This window comes from Halomonas citrativorans, assembly GCF_900163645.1.
GTDB classification, from domain to species: Bacteria; Pseudomonadota; Gammaproteobacteria; order Pseudomonadales; family Halomonadaceae; genus Vreelandella; species Vreelandella citrativorans.
Window position 1 is genome coordinate 100491 of record NZ_FUKM01000048.1, and the last position, 16807, is coordinate 117297.

At 54.5% G+C, this 16807-nt stretch carries 14 protein-coding genes and 1 other RNA gene; all 15 read right to left on the minus strand.

Annotated elements, in window-relative coordinates:
- Positions 1–34: 34 nt before the first annotated feature.
- The gene (gene ftsA / locus CZ787_RS11645; RefSeq protein WP_087109341.1) at positions 35–1324 is read right to left on the minus strand and encodes a cell division protein FtsA; all 1290 of its coding nucleotides are present in this window, start codon (positions 1322–1324) and stop codon (positions 35–37) included.
- 296 nt (positions 1325–1620) lie between these two features.
- Complete coding sequence (locus CZ787_RS11650; protein ID WP_087109343.1) at positions 1621–2334, minus strand: cell division protein FtsQ/DivIB; 714 nt, start codon at positions 2332–2334, stop codon at positions 1621–1623.
- 9 nt (positions 2335–2343) lie between these two features.
- Entirely contained in the window at positions 2344–3282 is a 939-nt protein-coding gene (locus tag CZ787_RS11655; RefSeq protein WP_087109345.1) for a D-alanine--D-alanine ligase, read from the minus strand.
- Positions 3279–4691 (minus strand): UDP-N-acetylmuramate--L-alanine ligase, encoded by a 1413-nt coding sequence (murC, locus tag CZ787_RS11660; RefSeq protein WP_217883873.1) that lies wholly within the window; start codon positions 4689–4691, stop codon positions 3279–3281. Before murC ends, CZ787_RS11655 begins: the two co-directional genes overlap by 4 nt.
- A 53-nt stretch (positions 4692–4744) precedes the next feature.
- On the minus strand, positions 4745–5842 hold the full coding sequence (murG, locus tag CZ787_RS11665; protein WP_087109349.1) for an undecaprenyldiphospho-muramoylpentapeptide beta-N-acetylglucosaminyltransferase: 1098 nt from the start codon (positions 5840–5842) through the stop codon (positions 4745–4747).
- Positions 5843–5859: 17 nt separating this feature from the next.
- Positions 5860–7044 (minus strand): putative lipid II flippase FtsW, encoded by a 1185-nt coding sequence (gene ftsW / locus CZ787_RS11670; protein WP_087109351.1) that lies wholly within the window; start codon positions 7042–7044, stop codon positions 5860–5862.
- The gene (gene murD, locus CZ787_RS11675) at positions 7041–8420 is read right to left on the minus strand and encodes a UDP-N-acetylmuramoyl-L-alanine--D-glutamate ligase (RefSeq protein WP_087109353.1); all 1380 of its coding nucleotides are present in this window, start codon (positions 8418–8420) and stop codon (positions 7041–7043) included. The genes ftsW and murD overlap by 4 nt, the downstream gene beginning before the upstream one ends.
- A 57-nt stretch (positions 8421–8477) precedes the next feature.
- On the minus strand, positions 8478–9560 hold the full coding sequence (gene mraY / locus CZ787_RS11680) for a phospho-N-acetylmuramoyl-pentapeptide-transferase (protein ID WP_087109356.1): 1083 nt from the start codon (positions 9558–9560) through the stop codon (positions 8478–8480).
- Between the two features lie 9 nt (positions 9561–9569).
- Entirely contained in the window at positions 9570–10928 is a 1359-nt protein-coding gene (locus tag CZ787_RS11685) for a UDP-N-acetylmuramoyl-tripeptide--D-alanyl-D-alanine ligase (protein WP_087109358.1), read from the minus strand.
- Complete coding sequence (locus tag CZ787_RS11690) at positions 10925–12421, minus strand: UDP-N-acetylmuramoyl-L-alanyl-D-glutamate--2,6-diaminopimelate ligase (protein WP_087109360.1); 1497 nt, start codon at positions 12419–12421, stop codon at positions 10925–10927. The genes CZ787_RS11685 and CZ787_RS11690 overlap by 4 nt, the downstream gene beginning before the upstream one ends.
- A 19-nt stretch (positions 12422–12440) precedes the next feature.
- Positions 12441–14150 (minus strand): peptidoglycan D,D-transpeptidase FtsI family protein, encoded by a 1710-nt coding sequence (locus CZ787_RS11695; RefSeq protein WP_087109362.1) that lies wholly within the window; start codon positions 14148–14150, stop codon positions 12441–12443.
- A complete protein-coding gene (gene ftsL / locus CZ787_RS11700; RefSeq protein WP_087109364.1) occupies positions 14147–14482 on the minus strand; it encodes a cell division protein FtsL in 336 nt (111 codons plus the stop codon). Before ftsL ends, CZ787_RS11695 begins: the two co-directional genes overlap by 4 nt.
- 2 nt (positions 14483–14484) lie before the next feature.
- Positions 14485–15441, minus strand: coding sequence for a 16S rRNA (cytosine(1402)-N(4))-methyltransferase RsmH (gene rsmH / locus CZ787_RS11705; RefSeq protein WP_087109366.1), 957 nt, complete (start codon positions 15439–15441; stop codon positions 14485–14487).
- 54 nt (positions 15442–15495) lie between these two features.
- An RNA gene (gene rnpB / locus CZ787_RS11710) (RNase P RNA component class A) lies at positions 15496–15869 on the minus strand.
- Positions 15870–15901: 32 nt separating this feature from the next.
- Positions 15902–16759 carry a 16S rRNA (cytidine(1402)-2'-O)-methyltransferase gene (gene rsmI / locus CZ787_RS11715; RefSeq protein WP_087109368.1) on the minus strand — a complete coding sequence of 286 codons (858 nt, stop codon included), beginning with the start codon at positions 16757–16759 and terminating at the stop codon, positions 15902–15904.
- Positions 16760–16807: the final 48 nt, after the last annotated feature.

A 16807-nucleotide genomic window follows, 5' to 3' on the forward strand; every position in this document is an offset into this window, starting at 1 on the left:
AAGCCCCGTCTCCTGAACCGCGCTTGCGGCCCTGTCAGAAATTTCCTTTGAACCAGCCCTTAATTCTGGCCAGCGCCGAATGGTCTTCCTTGATATCACGCCGAGAGAGCTCGTTGCGACCTTTGTGAGGCGCAATGACTCCCCCGTGGCTTTCTAGACCCTGCCCATGCCGCGCTGCTTGCAACGCATAGTGCAATAAGCCGACACCTGTCGCATAAATGGGATTTCGCACGACATCCGCTAAACCTTTAACGTTTTGCGGACAAGCAATACGAACCGGCATGTGGAATATCTCTTCTGCCAATTCGCCGACCCCTTCCATACGTGAGGTGCCACCAGTGAGCACAACACCAGCGGCAACCATGTCTTCATAGCCACTGCGACGTAATTCGTCTCTAACCAGTGTAAATAGTTCTTCATAGCGTGGTTCGACCACTTCAGCGAGCGCCTGACGCGACAAGTCGCGTGACGGACGATCACCCACACTAGGAACCTTAATCATTTCATCGCTTGCGGCCAATTGCGTTAAGGCACAAGCGTATTTAACCTTGATCTCTTCTGCGTGCTGCGTCGGTGTACGTAGCGCCATGGCAATATCGTTGGTGACCTGATCACCAGCAATCGGTATAACGGCCGTGTGCCGAATGGCACCTTCAGTAAAGATGGCCATATCAGTGGTTCCACCGCCGATATCCACCATGCAAACGCCTAATTCACGTTCGTCTTCGGTCAACACTGCCATGCTGGATGCCAGCTGTTCCAGGATAATTGCGTCGACGTCCAAACCACAGCGTCGAACACATTTCTCAATATTCTGTACCGCGTTGAGTGCTGCCGTTACCAAATGAACTTGCGCTTCTAAACGTACACCGGACATGCCCAAGGGCTCGCGAATACCGCCTTGTGCATCAATTGCAAATTCCTGGGGCAGTACATGTAAAACGCGCTGACCTTCTGAAACCGCCCTTGCCCTCGCTGAATCAATAACGCGATCAATATCAGAAGGAGTAACTTCACGCTCTTTAATAGCTACCACACCATCTGAGTTCATCGAGCTAATATGACTACCCGCAATGCCCACATATACCGAGTGAATATCGCAGCCAGCCATAAGCTCGGCTTCTTCCACAGCGCGCTGAATAGATTGAACGGTTGATTCAATATTAATGACAACGCCTCGCTTCATACCCCGTGACGGGTGCGAGCCGATACCAGCAATTTCAATGCCGCCATCATCGGTAGGTTGACCGACAATTGCGACGACCTTGGACGTTCCAATGTCCAGCCCGACCACCATATTCGATGCATTGGGTGAGCCTGCCATGAGTCGGGAATTCTCCTTGTAAACTTTTTAAAATTAAAATAAATAGGGATACTTAAACCAACTTATTCTTTGCCTATTATAACTTGGCACCTGGTAAGCGCTGATAGCTCAGTAGCGCTGATGAGAAGTTTAAATCTACAAAATCACCGGTTGCCCATAGTATAGAAACAATTGGCATAATACGACCAGCCCAAGCCCACAATAATGGGCTTGAAGTGTAATTTAAACCCCATTAATGCGTTTTTACGCGCTGGCGGCGACTTATCATGGCTAAAGCGCGTTAATTAAAACTTGAGTTAGTCTTCAGATGCCTCAAAATCACTCTGACCATGCCAGGCAACAGCGACACCGTTAGGATAGCGTAGATCAATATAACGAATATGCTCACTATACCTTGATAATTCGCGCTGCCAGGACGCCGCTAACCGTGCCAAACGCACTTCATGCTCGCGCCGGCCCAGCATAATCCAGGCACCGTTACTTAGCTGTACACGCCATGCACCGCGCGGTTCTAATCGAAACTGAGTAAGTGCCAGCGACAAGTTTGCGAAATAAGGTGTTAGGCGATGATAGTAACTTAGCACCTCCTCACTGCTTCCGTTAGGGCCCGCAAGATCAGGAAGACCTGAAGGCACCGCCAGAGGTGCAAAAGCAAAGGGCTCGCCTTTAGGGTTAAGCAGAAAGTCATCATTCCAGCGCGCGACGGGCACTTGTTCCACCAGTTCAAACACCAGCGCATTAGGCCACTCACGAGAAATACGCACTTCTTTAAGCCAGCCTATCTCCAGAGCCCGATTACGCAGCACGCCTAAATCAGCCGATAACCAAGTGGTACCTTGAACCAAAGGGGCAAGCTGAGTACGTAGGTAATCTGCACTTACGTAATCCCACTCCCCACGGATGGAAACACGCTCGATGGGACGATCAAGCCATAGCCATAGCGCGCGCCCTCCTGCCACTAACAGTAACGCCAGAAGCAGGATGCCAAACCAGGCATTACGCCTTTTCATAAGGCCTCATCATGATGCGTTCTGCTTTCCGGCAGAGTGGAGTATCTGCACCACCAGGTCATCAAATTCGATGCCCGCATAGGCAGCGGCCTGAGGCACCAAACTGTGATCGGTCATGCCAGGCACGGTATTAACTTCCAATAGCCAGAACTGGCCATTGGCATCCCGCATCACGTCCACACGCCCCCAGCCTTCACACCCAATGGCCGCAAACGCGTGCTGGCACAGCGTTGCCAGCTGTGCTTCCTCTTCGGCGGTAAGCCCACAAGGAAGATGGTACTGGGTCGTATTGGAAACGTATTTGGCTTCATAGTCGTAGAATCCGCCAGGCACTTCGACCCGAATAGCGGGCAATACACGCTCATCCAACAGCGCCACCGTATACTCTTCACCGACCACAAAGCGCTCGGCCATCACTCGGGCATCAAATTGTGCCGCTTCGCGATAGGCAGCCTCAAGCGCTTCCTGGCTTTTAACTATACTGATCCCAAGCGTGGAGCCTTCATGTACTGGCTTAACCATCATCGGCAACCCAAGCGTGGCGACCACTCCGGCCCAGTCTGCATCAGCCGTCAGCATAATGCTTTCCGGTGTGGGCAGCCCAATGGCTTGCCAAACCTGCTTGGTGCGCTGCTTATCCATTCCCAGTGCTGACGCCATAACGCCACTACCGGTATAGGGAATCCCCAAGAGTTCAAGCGCGCCCTGCAGCGTACCGTCTTCACCACCACGACCATGCAGAGCGACAAATATCGCCGATGGTGCCAGCGCCTCAAGTCCGACTAACCCCTTATCGCGTAAGTCATAACCTTCTGCGTTAATCTTTTGGCGTTTTAGCGCCTCGAGTACAGCGGCACCACTTTTAAGGGAAACCTCACGCTCAGCAGAAGAGCCGCCGTAAACCACCACCACACGTGAGCAATCAATATTGACGTCCTTCAGGCTCACAGTTCCACCTCACTCATTTGCAGCTTCGCCTTGGCTAAGCTGAGCGAGATACCACCTACGTCGCCCGCCCCCTGGGTAATTAGAATGTCGTCGGGTCTCAGTACATTCGCCAATAGCGCTGGCAGCTCCTGCTTATGTTCAACAAAAAGCGGGTCTACCTCACCGCGCTGACGAATCGAACCTGCAAGCGTGCGCCCTTCAGCGCCTGGGATAACCGCCTCGCCCGCGCTGTATACGTCTAAAAGTACCAGCGTATCTACCTGGGAGAGTACTCGAACGAAATCTTCATAGAGATCCCGGGTCCGGCTGTAGCGGTGGGGCTGATAAAGCATCACTAAACGACGCTCAGGCCAGCCAGCGCGGACTGCTCTGATGACCATATCCACTTCGCGTGGATGATGACCATAATCATCCACTAACATAATCTTGCCGGGCGCTTTAGGCGCAGGGAAATGGCCATGCACTTGAAAGCGCCGCCCTACCCCAGCAAACCCCGCCAGACCGCGCAGAATAGCCTCGTCACTCACGCCTGCATCCGTAGCAACAACAATCGCTGCCATCGCATTAAGCGCATTGTGCTGACCAGGCATGGCAAGGCGCACGTTTAAGGGCGCGGCCTTACCAGGCCGCAAAGCCGTAAAGGAAACTTCACCACTTTGCTGCACAAAATCGGTAATCCGATAATCGGCATCTTCTTCAAAACCGTAGGTAACGAACTGGCGCTTGATCTGAGTTCGCAGTGCCCGCACATGCGGGTCATCGATACACAATATAGCCAACCCGTAGAACGGCAGGTTGTGTAGAAATTCGATAAAGGTATCTTTTAATCGTTCGAAATCACCACCATAGGTGCTCATATGGTCAGCATCAATATTGGTAACTATCGACACCATTGGCTGCAAATGCAGGAATGAAGCGTCAGACTCATCAGCCTCTGCAACCAGATAATCCCCTTCACCCAAGCGCGCATTGGTACCGGCACTGGTCAACTTCCCGCCGATGACAAAGGTCGGGTCCAGGCCGCCTTCGGCTAACAACGTCGCCGTTAAGCTGGTCGTGGTTGTTTTTCCATGGGTACCGGCAACCGCAATGCCGTGACGAAATCGCATTAACTCTGCCAGCATCTCGGCACGACGCACCACGGGGACACGGTGCTCATGTGCCCAGCGAATTTCAGGATTGGTCGTATCAACGGCGCTTGAGACAACCACAACGTCGGCCCCTTCGACATTCTCCTCGGCATGGCCAATCTCAACCCGAATACCACACGCGCGAAGCCGCTCAATAACCGAAGAGGCTTTCATATCGCTGCCACTGACGCTGTAACCTTGATTGGCCAATACTTCGGCAATACCACACATGCCCGCGCCGCCGATACCGACGAAATGAATATGCTGAATACGGCGCATGCCCGGGCCGCTTGAGCTTATGCGTTGCAGCGACGATTGGGTTACTGAGTCGGTCACACGTTTTCTCCTTTGTGTAGTATCGCCAGGCATCCTTCGGCTAATCGCTCTGTGGCATCCAGGTGCGCTGCCTGGCGTGCACGGGAAGCCATCAGCGCCAGCGTAGCGGGCTCTAACAGATCATTTAAATAGTGCGTTAAACGCTCAGGCGTCAGCGCGGACTGCACAACGCATAGCGCAGCACCCGCATTAACCAGTACATTGGCATTGACTCGCTGGTGATCATCGACCGCAAAAGGAAACGGAACAAGAAGCGATGGCTTTGCCGCAGCCGCCAACTCTGCAATCGTTAACGCCCCGGCTCGACAAACCACCAAATCAGCCCAATCATACGCCGCGGCCATATCATCAATAAACGGGGAAACATCGGCCTGTATGCCATGTTCGGCGTACCCTTGTGCCGTTTGAGCTTCCCGCGACTTCCCGGCCTGGTGGCGTATTTCCGGGCGCTTACCAGGTGGTAGCGCAGCAATCGCTTGGGGCAAGCGTTCATTTAATGCCACAGCACCTAATGACCCCCCCACCACTAACAAGCGCAGCGGACGCCCTTGTAATGCCTCAACCGTACGCGGCACTTGGCCAAGTGTCGCTATATCTTCACGCACGGGGTTGCCAATGACCTCTGCCCGCGTGCCGAACGCTTCAGAAAAGGCTGCATAGCTGCGCGTCGCCAGGCGGGAAAGCACTCGGTTAGTTAAACCGGCAACTGCATTTTGCTCATGAACGACCAGCGGAATACCCGATAGCCACGCAGCAAGCCCGCCCGGACCACTGGCAAAACCACCGAGGCCAACCACCAACTGCGGCTTAAAGCTTTTTATGACGTCACGTGCTTGCCAAATAGCTCGGCTAAGGTTCACAGGCGCTTTAAGCCAGCCGGTCACACCATTACCGCGCAACCCACTCACGGCAATGGTATGCAGCTTAATACCGGCCTCGGGCACCAGCCGATTTTCAATACCTCTGGGGCTACCCAACCACTCAACGTCAATGTTTTGCGCCATAAGCGCACGCGCAAGGGAAAGCGCGGGGATCACATGCCCGCCCGTTCCTCCTGCCATGATTAAAACACGCCGATGTGCGTTCACCGTCACAAACGACTCCTTGAAAATTATTTCGATAACCGCGGTTCATGGCGCGGTTTATAGGGGGTTGGCGCACGGCTCGGCCGCTGTCGTGTTTCTGCATCAACCCGCAAAAGCAGACCAATCATCATGCCAATAACCAATAAGCTCGAACCACCATAACTTATCAGCGGCAAGGTCAGCCCCTTGGTGGGCAGTAGCCCCGAGCTTACCGCCATATTGATAAATGCCTGGGAGGCAATAACAAAACAGATACCGTAACTTACGTAAGCACCAAAAAGATGGCCCGCAAGTTCAGCCTTCCGGCCAATCCACATGGCGCGACTAATCAATAGGGTAAACAGCAGGATAATCGCAATAGCGCCAATCATGCCTAGCTCTTCGGCAATAACGGCAAAGATAAAGTCGGTATGCGCCTCGGGTAAATAGTGCAGTTTCTGGACACTATTTCCTAACCCGGTGCCCGTAACATGTCCACGACCAAAGGCAATCAGCGCTTGGGTCAACTGATAGCCGGTTGCGAACTGGTCTGCCCACGGATCCAAAAAACTGGTCCAACGCGCCAGACGATAAGGCTCCAATGCCACCATCATGACCGCACCAGATCCCAAAACAGCACCGCTGCCAATAAGTAAAACGAGCGATGCACCACTCATCATTAACATGCCAATGACACACGTGGTGTAGACCACCATGCCACCAAAGTCGGGCGCTAAAAACAGCAGTCCTGCTGGTAGCGCCAACACCGCAATGGGGCGCCACATGGTAAAAACACGGCGGCGTAAATCATAGGTAAAACGCGACATAAACATCGCCATGTAAAAGATAAGGCCTATTTTACCAAGCTCAGATACTTGAAGACTAGGCAGCGGGCCCGGCAACGCTATCCAGCGCTTACTGCCGTTAATTTCCTGACCAAACAGCAACACGCCTACCAACAATGCTATGCTTATTAAAAAAATCAGTGCCGCATTCTGGCGCCATACTTCAAGGGGTACGCTAAGCATAAACAGGCAGCCTAACGTTGAAATGAGTAAGAAAATCCCATGCTGACGGAAATAGTAGAAGCTATTCTCCAGCAGCCCTATTGAAGCCGAGCTGACCATCACCCAGCCAATGCCTGCAAGCGCCACAGCGGCTGCAATGAGCCAGATATCACAGGGGGAGTTTCGCGTCGTTAATACAGTATGCAAGCGCTTTAATCGGCTCATAAGGATACTCCCGCCGCACTGCTTTCCACCCAGCGACGAAAAGCATCACCTCGAACCTGGTAGTTGGGAAACTGGTCCAGGCTTGCACAGGCAGGCGACAGCAACACACAGTCGCCAGGCTCTGCCTGGCTAAATGCGGCCTCCATTGCCTGCGTTAAGTCGTTTACCTGCTGGACCGGCACATGCGCCGCTACCGCGTCTGAAATTCGATCACTATCAGCACCAAATAGCAGTGCCAGCCGCGCACAGCGCGCCAACGGCACCGCTAACGGCGAAAAGTCAGCGCCTTTACCTACACCACCCGCCAACCAAATCAAGCGGCCTGTTAACGTAGCGCCAACCCCTTCAATAGCGGCTAATGTTGCCCCAACATTGGTGCCTTTCGAGTCGTTTATCCATGTCACCCCATTAATACAGGCCACTGTTTCGCTCCGGTGAGGCAACCCCATAAAGGCTTTCAAGGCTTCTACCATGGTAAATGCATCAAGCGCCAACGCCTGCCCCATTGCCAGCGCTGCTAATGCATTCGTATAGTTGTGCTGGCCAGCCATCTTCAATTCACTCGCCGAAACCCATGACGTCTGCCCCTGCATGAGCATAAGCTCGGCCCCTTGCCATACCAGCCCCCAGTTGCTGTCTGTGGGCGGGTTCGCTGAAAAACTGACAATGCCTGGCCCTGCTTGAAAAGGCCAGGTCAGGGGGTCGTCCTGATTGACAACCGCATACTGCGCGCCGTTAAAAATACGTTGTTTTGCCAAACGATAGGCCGACATATCACCATGCCTATCCAAATGATCTTCGCTAAGATTCAAGAAAGCCGCGACTTTCGCACCCAAGGCAGGCGTGGTTTCAAGCTGAAAACTGGAAAGCTCAAGAACGTACAACTCTGCATCCGGTTGCTCGGCCAATAAATCCAGCGCGGGCGTCCCCAGGTTGCCACCAACCGCCGCTCGCACACCAGCCGCCTTGGCCATCTCACCCAGTAGCGTGGTAACCGTGGATTTCGCGTTTGAACCCGTGATAGCCGCAATGGGAGCCTGGGTCGCGCGAACAAATAGCGCCATTTCACCAATCAAAACAGGCTCGCCAGTATGCGGGTTAACGCGCCCAGCTAGGCTTTCAAGACCCGGCGAATCGGGGCCAACGCCTGGGCTAAGCACTACTTCATAAGCGTCCGTAAAATCGAGCGTCGTCAGAGGGCCACATATGACGTCAACGTTTGGATGGGCTGCATAAAAAGCGTCAAGCCCCGGCGGCTCGCTGCGTGTATCGACGACCATAAACGGCGTATGCGTGCGTGCCAGGTGGCGGCATATTGCTCGGCCTGAAAGGCCTAAGCCAACGACCACCGTGACACCCTTGGGTACTCGCACCATCTCTGGCTCCTTTGCGTTTTACGCTTAAGGCTATAACGCTCAGCGTCACCGCACCGATTAACGAACCTTGAGCGTCGCGAGGCCCAACAGCACCAGCACAACGGTAATGATCCAGAAGCGCACAATAACGCGCGGCTCAGGCCAACCTTTTAACTCGAAGTGGTGATGCAGCGGCGCCATACGGAAAATACGCCGCCCCGTCAATTTGTAAGACCCGACTTGCAGGATCACCGACAACGTCTCCACCACGAAGATACCACCCATAATAAACAGGACGATCTCCTGGCGAACGATAACCGCCACAACCCCCAACGCAGCCCCTAAAGCAAGCGCACCTACATCTCCCATAAACACCTGGGCGGGGTAAGTGTTAAACCATAAAAAGCCGAGACCCGCACCCGCAATCGTGGCGCAGAAAATAGCCAGTTCACCGGTGCCGTTTATAAACGGGATATGCAGATAGTTGGCGAAGACTGCATTACCGCTAGCGTAGGCAAATACAGACAATCCCATCGCCACCAGCACGGTCGGCATAATGGCCAAGCCATCCAGGCCGTCGGTTAAATTCACGGCGTTAGAACTACCCACAATCACCAGGTAGGTTAATACGATATAGAACACGCCAAGCGGCAGTGCGACGTCTTTAAATAACGGAACCAACAAGCTGGTTTCAACGGGCGTGGTTGCGGTGAAAAACAGCACTAACGCAGCGCCAAGGCCTACCACCGACTGCCAAAAGTATTTCCAGCGTGCAGGCAGACCACGCGGGTTCTTTTCTACCACTTTCCGGTAATCATCGACCCAGCCTATCGCGCCGAAGCCCAGCGTAACGGCCAATACCACCCATACGTAGCGGTTGGTTAAATCACCCCATATGATGGTGCTGATGCCGATGGCCAGCAGGATCATCACCCCTCCCATAGTGGGGGTGCCCGCTTTTGAAAGATGTGACTGCGGGCCATCATCACGCACAGCCTGGCCTATCTGGCCTTCCACGAGTCGTCGAATGACCCACGGCCCTAGCCAAAGGCAAAGCATTAGTGACGTTAACGCGGCAAGAATGACACGCAGGGTGAGATAGTTAAAAACCTGGAAGCCCGTATAGTATTGAGCTAAAAAATTTGCCAAGTAAAGTAACATGAACGACGTTTACCTTATTTCATCCGAGCGCAGCGCAGTAATGATCTTTTCCATACCAGCGCTACGCGACCCTTTAACCAACAACGTGGCATTGGGCGGCAAAGTATTAATGACATGACGCACTAGCGTCTCGTGGTCGTCAAAATGCTGCCCGCGACCAAAGGCGTCACAAGCTGGACGCGCGTTATCACCCAACGTCAACAGCCCGTCGATGCCAAGCTCAGCCGCGTAACGGCCTACTTCAGCGTGCAGTTTTTCCGTTTCGTCTCCCAGCTCACCCATGGCGCCCAGTGCGCACCAACGTGGCGCGGGGAAACGCATTAACGTCTCCATAGCGGCGTTGACCGCCCCAGGGTTGGCATTATACGTATCGTCTAACAGCGTGGCACCGTTAAGCCCCGAAACGATACTTAGCCTTCCTTTCAACGCGCGCAGGGTCTGCAGACCTTCAATCACATCCGTGGGCGTTACGCCTATCGCTAATGCGGCCGCAGCCGCGGCCAGCGCATTGCTAACGTTGTGCTTACCTGGCATGGCAAGCTGCACATCACCCAACGGTTTGCCATGTTGAACAAGCGTGAAAGCATACCGCCCCTGAGAGTCACAGGAAAGCGCCGAGGCATGAACATCCGCGGTACTATCAAACCCAAAACTGATCACACGGCGCGGCGACGCACAGGCAGCCCAAAAGGGGTAGTAACGATCTTCACGATTGAGCACCGCGATGCCCTGTTCGCTTAGGCCATTCAGCAGCTCGCTTTTGGCTTGGGCAATATGACCCATGCCTCCAAATTCGCCAACATGTGCGCCCGTTACGTTGGTAATCACCGCCACATCCGGTACGGTTAATCGACTGGACCAGGCGATTTCGCCCAAGTGATTTGCGCCTAACTCAATCACGCCTGCTTGATGCTCGGGCGCTAAGCGTAAAAGCGTGAGGGGTACACCAATATCGTTATTAAGATTGGCTTCCGTGGCCAACACGTTACCCAGCGGCGATAACAGCGCAGCCGTCATCTCCTTAACCGTCGTTTTGCCACTATTCCCCGTGATACCGACTAACGGGATAGCGCACTGACGACGCCACGCCCCAGCTAAAAGCCCAAGCCCAAGGCGCGTATCAGGGCATGCCAGCTGAGTCAGTGCACTTTCAACCGTAGCCTCAACCAGTGCTGCCGCCGCGCCTTTTTCGCGGGCCTGTTCGATAAAATCATGACCATCGAACCGCGGCCCTTTGAGCGCGATGAATAAGCAACCAGGAACAATCTGCCGAGTGTCCGTCACAATGGACGTAAATGCGCGCGATGCATCGCCGGCTGGCACTGTAACTCCCAGCACTCTGGCGGCATCGGCCAGTGTCCAGTTCATTGTGCACTACCCCGCAATGCAAACGCCTTCATGACTTCATCTTCATCGTTATAAGCGTGGCGAACGCCGTTGATCTCCTGATAGGCCTCGTGGCCTTTCCCAGCAACCAGAATCACATCGTTTTGAGCTGCCTGTTGAATCACCTGGCTAATCGCGTGGCGACGGTCCGCTATTTCGAGCAGTGTTGCCGTTGAGGCGAGACCGGCGATAATGTGCTGACGAATCTGCTCTGCTGACTCCCCCCGTGGATTATCGTCGGTCACTACTACCACATCAGCCAGCGCCTCAGCCGCTTTTGCCATTTCTGCGCGCTTGCCTGTGTCGCGCTCACCGCCACAGCCAAACACACACCACAGCTTGCCCGCCTTACTTAAATGGGCGCGCAGCGCTGTGAGCGCATTGTGTAATGCATCGGGAGTGTGGGCATAGTCAATCACCACGCCCGGCATGCCTTTTGCGTGATAAAGCGCCATACGGCCAGGCACCGGGGCAAGTGCAGCGGCAGCCTCAAAAAGTGAGTTAATCGAATGGCCCCATCCATAAAGCGTCGCCATGGCCAACAACACATTATCCAGGTTGAAGCGCCCGACCAGACCCAGCACTAACATGCGTTCGCCTTCGGGCGTGGCAATAAGCGCTTGCTGGCCTGTTTCGCTTGTCTGAACGTCCATCACCCGTAGCGTTACGGCCTCACCCTGACCGACCGCCAATACGCGCACGCTTTGATCACAACCAGCCAGCATCAATCGCGCCAGAGGATCATCGGCATTAACCACTGCAAGCTCAAGCTCGCTACGTCTGAATAGCTTCGCCTTGGCCGCTGCATAAGCCGCCATGCTGCCATGATAATCAAGATGATCTCGCGTTAGGTTGGTAAACACGCCCACCTTTATGTTGGCAGCATTTAAACGATGTTGATCAAGGGCATGGGAGGAAACCTCAAGCGCTACTCGCTTAATGCCCTGAAGCGCCAGCTCTCCAAACGCCGCCTGCAAGGCTAATGGCCCCGGCGTGGTGAGCCCGGTATCCACTAGCTGGCCTGGGCGGCCTACACCCAGCGTTCCTACAACACCCGCCGGAATACCCAGCGCTTCGCTAAGTTCTGCAATGTAATGAGTAACAGAGCTTTTACCATTGGTACCGGTGACGCCAATAACCTCAAGGTCATCCGGAACATTAAAAAGTTGCTTACCCAACTCTCCCAAGCGGACAGCCAGGTGTGGCAAGTAGAGCACACGCCCATCCCAGGTAGCATGGCGCTCCTTGGTATGCGCCAGCACCAGCGAAGCGCCCTGCTCAAGCACTACGGTAATAAAATCGCGCCCGTCACGCTGACTACCTGGAACAGCTACAAATATATCGCCGACTTCCAGCGCGCGTGAATCGGTGGTCAGACATAAAGACGCGGGTAGTTCGGGTAGCGGCTGCTCAAACGAAGCACCCGGCCATACTTTGCTCAGCGCGCTCCATACATCGGTGGGAGCCAACGTCATGCCATCTCCTTAGCCATTCTTACTCGTCAACTTCATGGTCTGGCGGTACGTCCAACAAGCGCAATGCGTTGCCTGTCACGCTTGAAAAGACCGGAGCGGCCACTGCACCGCCATAAAACTCACCCGCTTTAGGGTGATCAATCATCACCACGGTTACAATACGCGGGTCGGAAATAGGCGCAATGCCTGCAAATACGCTGCGATAAGCATCCGTGGTATAACCGCCCTGCCCGGACTTACGCACGGTACCGGTTTTGCCTCCCACACGATAACCTTCAACGCGTGCGCGCCGACCACCGGTATAGGCGGCAACGGATGTCTCCAGAATATTCAGCAAATCATTGGCAACGGCGGGCTCAATGGCAGGCAGCCCTTGGGGCGGTTCAGAAAGGCGTAATAATGAAGGCGGTAAGCGCATGCCACCATTAGCCAGTGCGGTAAAAGCACTGGCTAATTGAACAGCCGAGACAGACAGGCCATAGCCGTAAGAGAGCGCTGCCCGCTCACTACGCGACCAGCGCACCGGGGCCGGAAGACTACCGGTTGTCTCCCCTGGAAAGCCCGTCCCAGGCGATTGACCCAGCCCTAATTGGTTATATTTTTCCCAGATAGCCGTATCGCTTAACTGCAGCGCTAAACGAGACATGCCCACGTTGGATGAGTGCTCCAAAATACCTGCAAGCGTTAACTCGCCATAATCGCGAAAGTCACGGATGGTAAATTGATCGAGACGCATCCAGCCAGGCGATGTATTCACAACGGCATCGCGATCAACAATGCCGCTTTCAAGAATGGCAGCCATGGCCAGTGGTTTCATAACAGAGCCTGGCTCAAACACATCAACCAGCGCCTGGTTGCGCAACCCACGTGGATCAAGCCCGGTACGATTATTAGGGTTATAAGAAGGCAGGTTAGCCATCGCCAACACCTCGCCGGTGCGGGCATCCATCATTACAAGCACGCCACCATCGGCTTCATGCTTAGCCACCGCCGCTCGAAGCTCCCGGTACGCCATATATTGAATACGCTGATCAATTGAAAGCACCAAGTCACCGCCTGGCTGCGCTTCACGTATGACGCCTAACTCGCGCACCAAACGCCCACGGCGATCTTTAATCACGCGGCGCTGGCCAGGATGACCGGCCAGGAAAGGTTGATAAGAGAGCTCCAACCCCTCCTGCCCCATATCATCTACATTGGTCACGCCAAGTATCTGTGCGGCGACCTCGCCAGCAGGGTAGTAACGCTTGTACTCGCGCTGGGGATACACGCCGGGCGTGCGTAAATCCAGAATCCGCTGGGCCGCTTGTGGCGTCATCTGGCGGCGAAGATACATAAACTCACGGCTGCTATAAAGCTCGACCCGTGCCTCAAAGTCATCCGGCGACATGCCTAGCGCCTGCGCCAGCATTACGCGCTGAATACCATCTTCGGGTAGCTCTTGAGGATTGGCCCACAGCGTAACAACCGGTGTTGAGATCGCAAGTGGCTCACCGTTTCGATCCGTGATCATGCCGCGGTGCGCAGGGATGGCTTCATGGCGAAGTGTTCGCGCATCTCCCTGGCTCTGTAGAAAGGGTCGGTCAATCACCTGTAGCAGTGTGATGCGCCCAATAAGGATGCATGCCACTACACAAAATACGATCAATATAAAGTAAAAACGACCGTTACCTAACGGGGGGGCAACAGGTAGATGACGGGGCATCCCTCCCCGACGTTCGCCTCTCATGGTCGTATCACCTCAACATCGTGCACATCAGGAATACGCATATCCAAGCGCTCCGTCGAAATTTGCTCAATACGAGCGGGTGTCGACCAAGCGCCCTCTTCCAAAAGCAACTGCCCCCATTCGGTCTGCAGCTGATTTTTCTCCTGCTCAAGCTGTTGCAGCTGAGCATACTGAACGCGCGTTAAATGAGTAACAACAACGGTGGCTAACCCACTAACAATGCAGGCAAAAAAAAGCAGGCAAATGACCAGCGGCCACGTGCGAAAACGTAGTTTAAAGGGCCATTCGGTGCGTAGCGTTGAGCTCCAACGCTCAATCCGATCCATGCTCATGGTTATACTCGTTTTCGGGCAGCCCGCATAACGGCGCTGCGCGCACGTGGATTGCCGACTACCTCTTCATCACTAGGACGTACGCCTTTGCCCAACGCTTCAAGACGGCGGTTTAACTGATCATCACGGATAGGCATACCACGCGGTAGATGCGAATCGCCACGGACATAATGACGTATAAAGCGTTTTACACGGCGGTCTTCTAGCGAGTGGAAACTGATAACCACAAGATGACCACCGGGCGCCAGCGCTTCAAGGGCTGCGTCTAAGGCAGCATCAAGTTGATCTAGTTCACCATTTAGATAAATTCGTAACCCTTGAAATGCTTTGGTCGCAGGATGCCGCCCCTTTTCCCAAGCAGGATGGGCTTTTTTCAACACCTCGGCCAGGTCGACCGTATGCGTAAACGGCGTTTCAACACGCCGCTCGACCACTGCACGGGCCAAGCGCTTTGCATAGCGCTCTTCACCGTAGGCTTTAAACACGTGAGCGATATCCGCCTCTTTAGCACGAGCTAAAAATGTGGCTGCACTTTCGCCTTGCGTCGGGTCCATACGCATATCCAGCGGACCATTGCGCATAAAGCTAAACCCACGCTCGGGGTCATCCAACTGCGGCGAAGAAACACCTATATCCAACAACACGCCAGACAGCTTGCCAAACACACCCTGCTCACGCGCATAGTCGGCCAAGTGAGCAAATTCACGCTGGGTAATTTGAAAACGCGAATCATCGATTTCAGCGGCGGCGGCAATGGCCTGAGGATCGCGGTCCATGGCCATCAGGCGCCCTTGGTCGCCAAGGCGAGACAGGATTAACCGTGAATGACCGCCACGACCAAAGGTGCCGTCTAAATAAATACCGTCAGGAGTATGTACAAGGGTATCAACCGCCCCTTCCAGTAATACGCTGGTATGGCGAAACGGTGAAACGACCTGGTCAGCGTCAGGAGAAGGCATGTTACTCTCACACAAAAAATTAAAGGGGCTCGCTACTGCGGGCCCCTTATGGAAATGGGGAGTCGGCCGATAAGCCGGGTTCTGTCGTGGACAGTCATTCCTCTAGGCGCTGCGTCACCACAGCGCTCAAGCAACCTACCCGGACCCAGCGCGGGCCACGCCTTTGGGTCCCTATTTGGTCTTGCTCCGAGTGGGGTTTACCATGCCACGCACTGTTGCCAGGCGCGCGGTGCGCTCTTACCGCACCCTTTCACCCTTACCGGCCCTTTGAGGTTTATTTCAAGAGGCTTAGGCGGTCTACTCTCTGCTGCACTTTCCGTCGGCTTACGCCGCCCAGGCGTTACCTGGCACTCTGCCCTATGGAGCCCGGACTTTCCTCCCCCAGCCCATCAAAAAGATGGGTTAGCGGCGACTGTCTGGCCAACTCCGGCGGCAAGCATACCAGCGCCCTCGCTTCGCCTCAATGCTCGGTTTTAATTGCCTGTAATCTTGCATACCACTCTTGCTTGCGACCGCCCAGTATTCGAGCCACTATCGCTGCTCCTTGCTTGACACCTACGCCCTCATCCAGCAGCACTTTCATCAACGCATCTGCACCAATATTCTGATGCTCGCTTTGAGTGACGGGCGGGGCACCTGCCACCATCACCACAAACTCGCCTCTTGCCTGGTTGGGGTCTTCTGTTAGTTGAACCAGTAGTGCTTCCGGCGTGCCCTGAAGAAAGGTCTCAAACGTTTTAGTCAACTCCCTGGCCAATACCACGCTACGCTCGGGCATTTGGTCGCGCAGCGCCTCCAGGGTATGCACAATGCGGTGTGGGGATTCGTAAAATACCAGCGTTTCTTCCCGAGTTTGCCACTGCTCCAGCGCTTGGCGGCGCGGGCCTGGCTTGGCGGGTAAAAAACCGCAAAACGTAAAGCGGTCAGTCGGCAGACCCGCCCCAGAAAGCGCCGTCACAAAGGCACAAGGCCCGGGCAACGCCACCACATGGCGGCCACGCACGCGCAGCTCTCTCACCAGCACAAACCCTGGGTCACAAATAAGCGGCGTTCCAGCATCGCTAATCAATGCAATACTTTCGCCCGCTTCCAAATAAGCATCCAGGGTATCCACTCTGCGCGCTTCATTATGTTCATGAAGCGACAGCATGGGTGTACTAACCCCCAAATGCGCCAATAAGCGGGCGCTATGACGCGTATCCTCTGCCGCGATGCGCGATACTTCCGCTAATACCCGAGCTGCACGCGGCGATAGATCGTCCAAATTCCCAATTGGGGTGGCAACCACGTACAATGTGCCCGGATTGTGGTGTGTCATCGTGACTCCCGATTTGTTAATGGCTTGCTCTGACGGTGCGCTATGCTT

Coding starts and splice junctions, on each gene's coding strand:
- murD (WP_087109353.1), bottom strand. CDS start 8,420: ATGGTGCGAGTACCCAAGGGTGTCACGGTGGTCGTTGGCTTAGGCCTT.
- ftsL (WP_087109364.1), bottom strand. CDS start 14,482: ATGAGCATGGATCGGATTGAGCGTTGGAGCTCAACGCTACGCACCGAA.
- rsmH (WP_087109366.1), bottom strand. CDS start 15,441: ATGCCTTCTCCTGACGCTGACCAGGTCGTTTCACCGTTTCGCCATACC.
- murC (WP_217883873.1), bottom strand. CDS start 4,691: ATGCGCCGTATTCAGCATATTCATTTCGTCGGTATCGGCGGCGCGGGC.
- ftsA (WP_087109341.1), bottom strand. CDS start 1,324: ATGGCAGGCTCACCCAATGCATCGAATATGGTGGTCGGGCTGGACATT.
- ftsW (WP_087109351.1), bottom strand. CDS start 7,044: ATGAGCCGATTAAAGCGCTTGCATACTGTATTAACGACGCGAAACTCC.
- CZ787_RS11695 (WP_087109362.1), bottom strand. CDS start 14,150: ATGAGAGGCGAACGTCGGGGAGGGATGCCCCGTCATCTACCTGTTGCC.
- mraY (WP_087109356.1), bottom strand. CDS start 9,560: ATGTTACTTTACTTGGCAAATTTTTTAGCTCAATACTATACGGGCTTC.
- CZ787_RS11690 (WP_087109360.1), bottom strand. CDS start 12,421: ATGACGTTGGCTCCCACCGATGTATGGAGCGCGCTGAGCAAAGTATGG.
- CZ787_RS11650 (WP_087109343.1), bottom strand. CDS start 2,334: ATGAAAAGGCGTAATGCCTGGTTTGGCATCCTGCTTCTGGCGTTACTG.
- CZ787_RS11685 (WP_087109358.1), bottom strand. CDS start 10,928: ATGAACTGGACACTGGCCGATGCCGCCAGAGTGCTGGGAGTTACAGTG.
- rsmI (WP_087109368.1), bottom strand. CDS start 16,759: ATGACACACCACAATCCGGGCACATTGTACGTGGTTGCCACCCCAATT.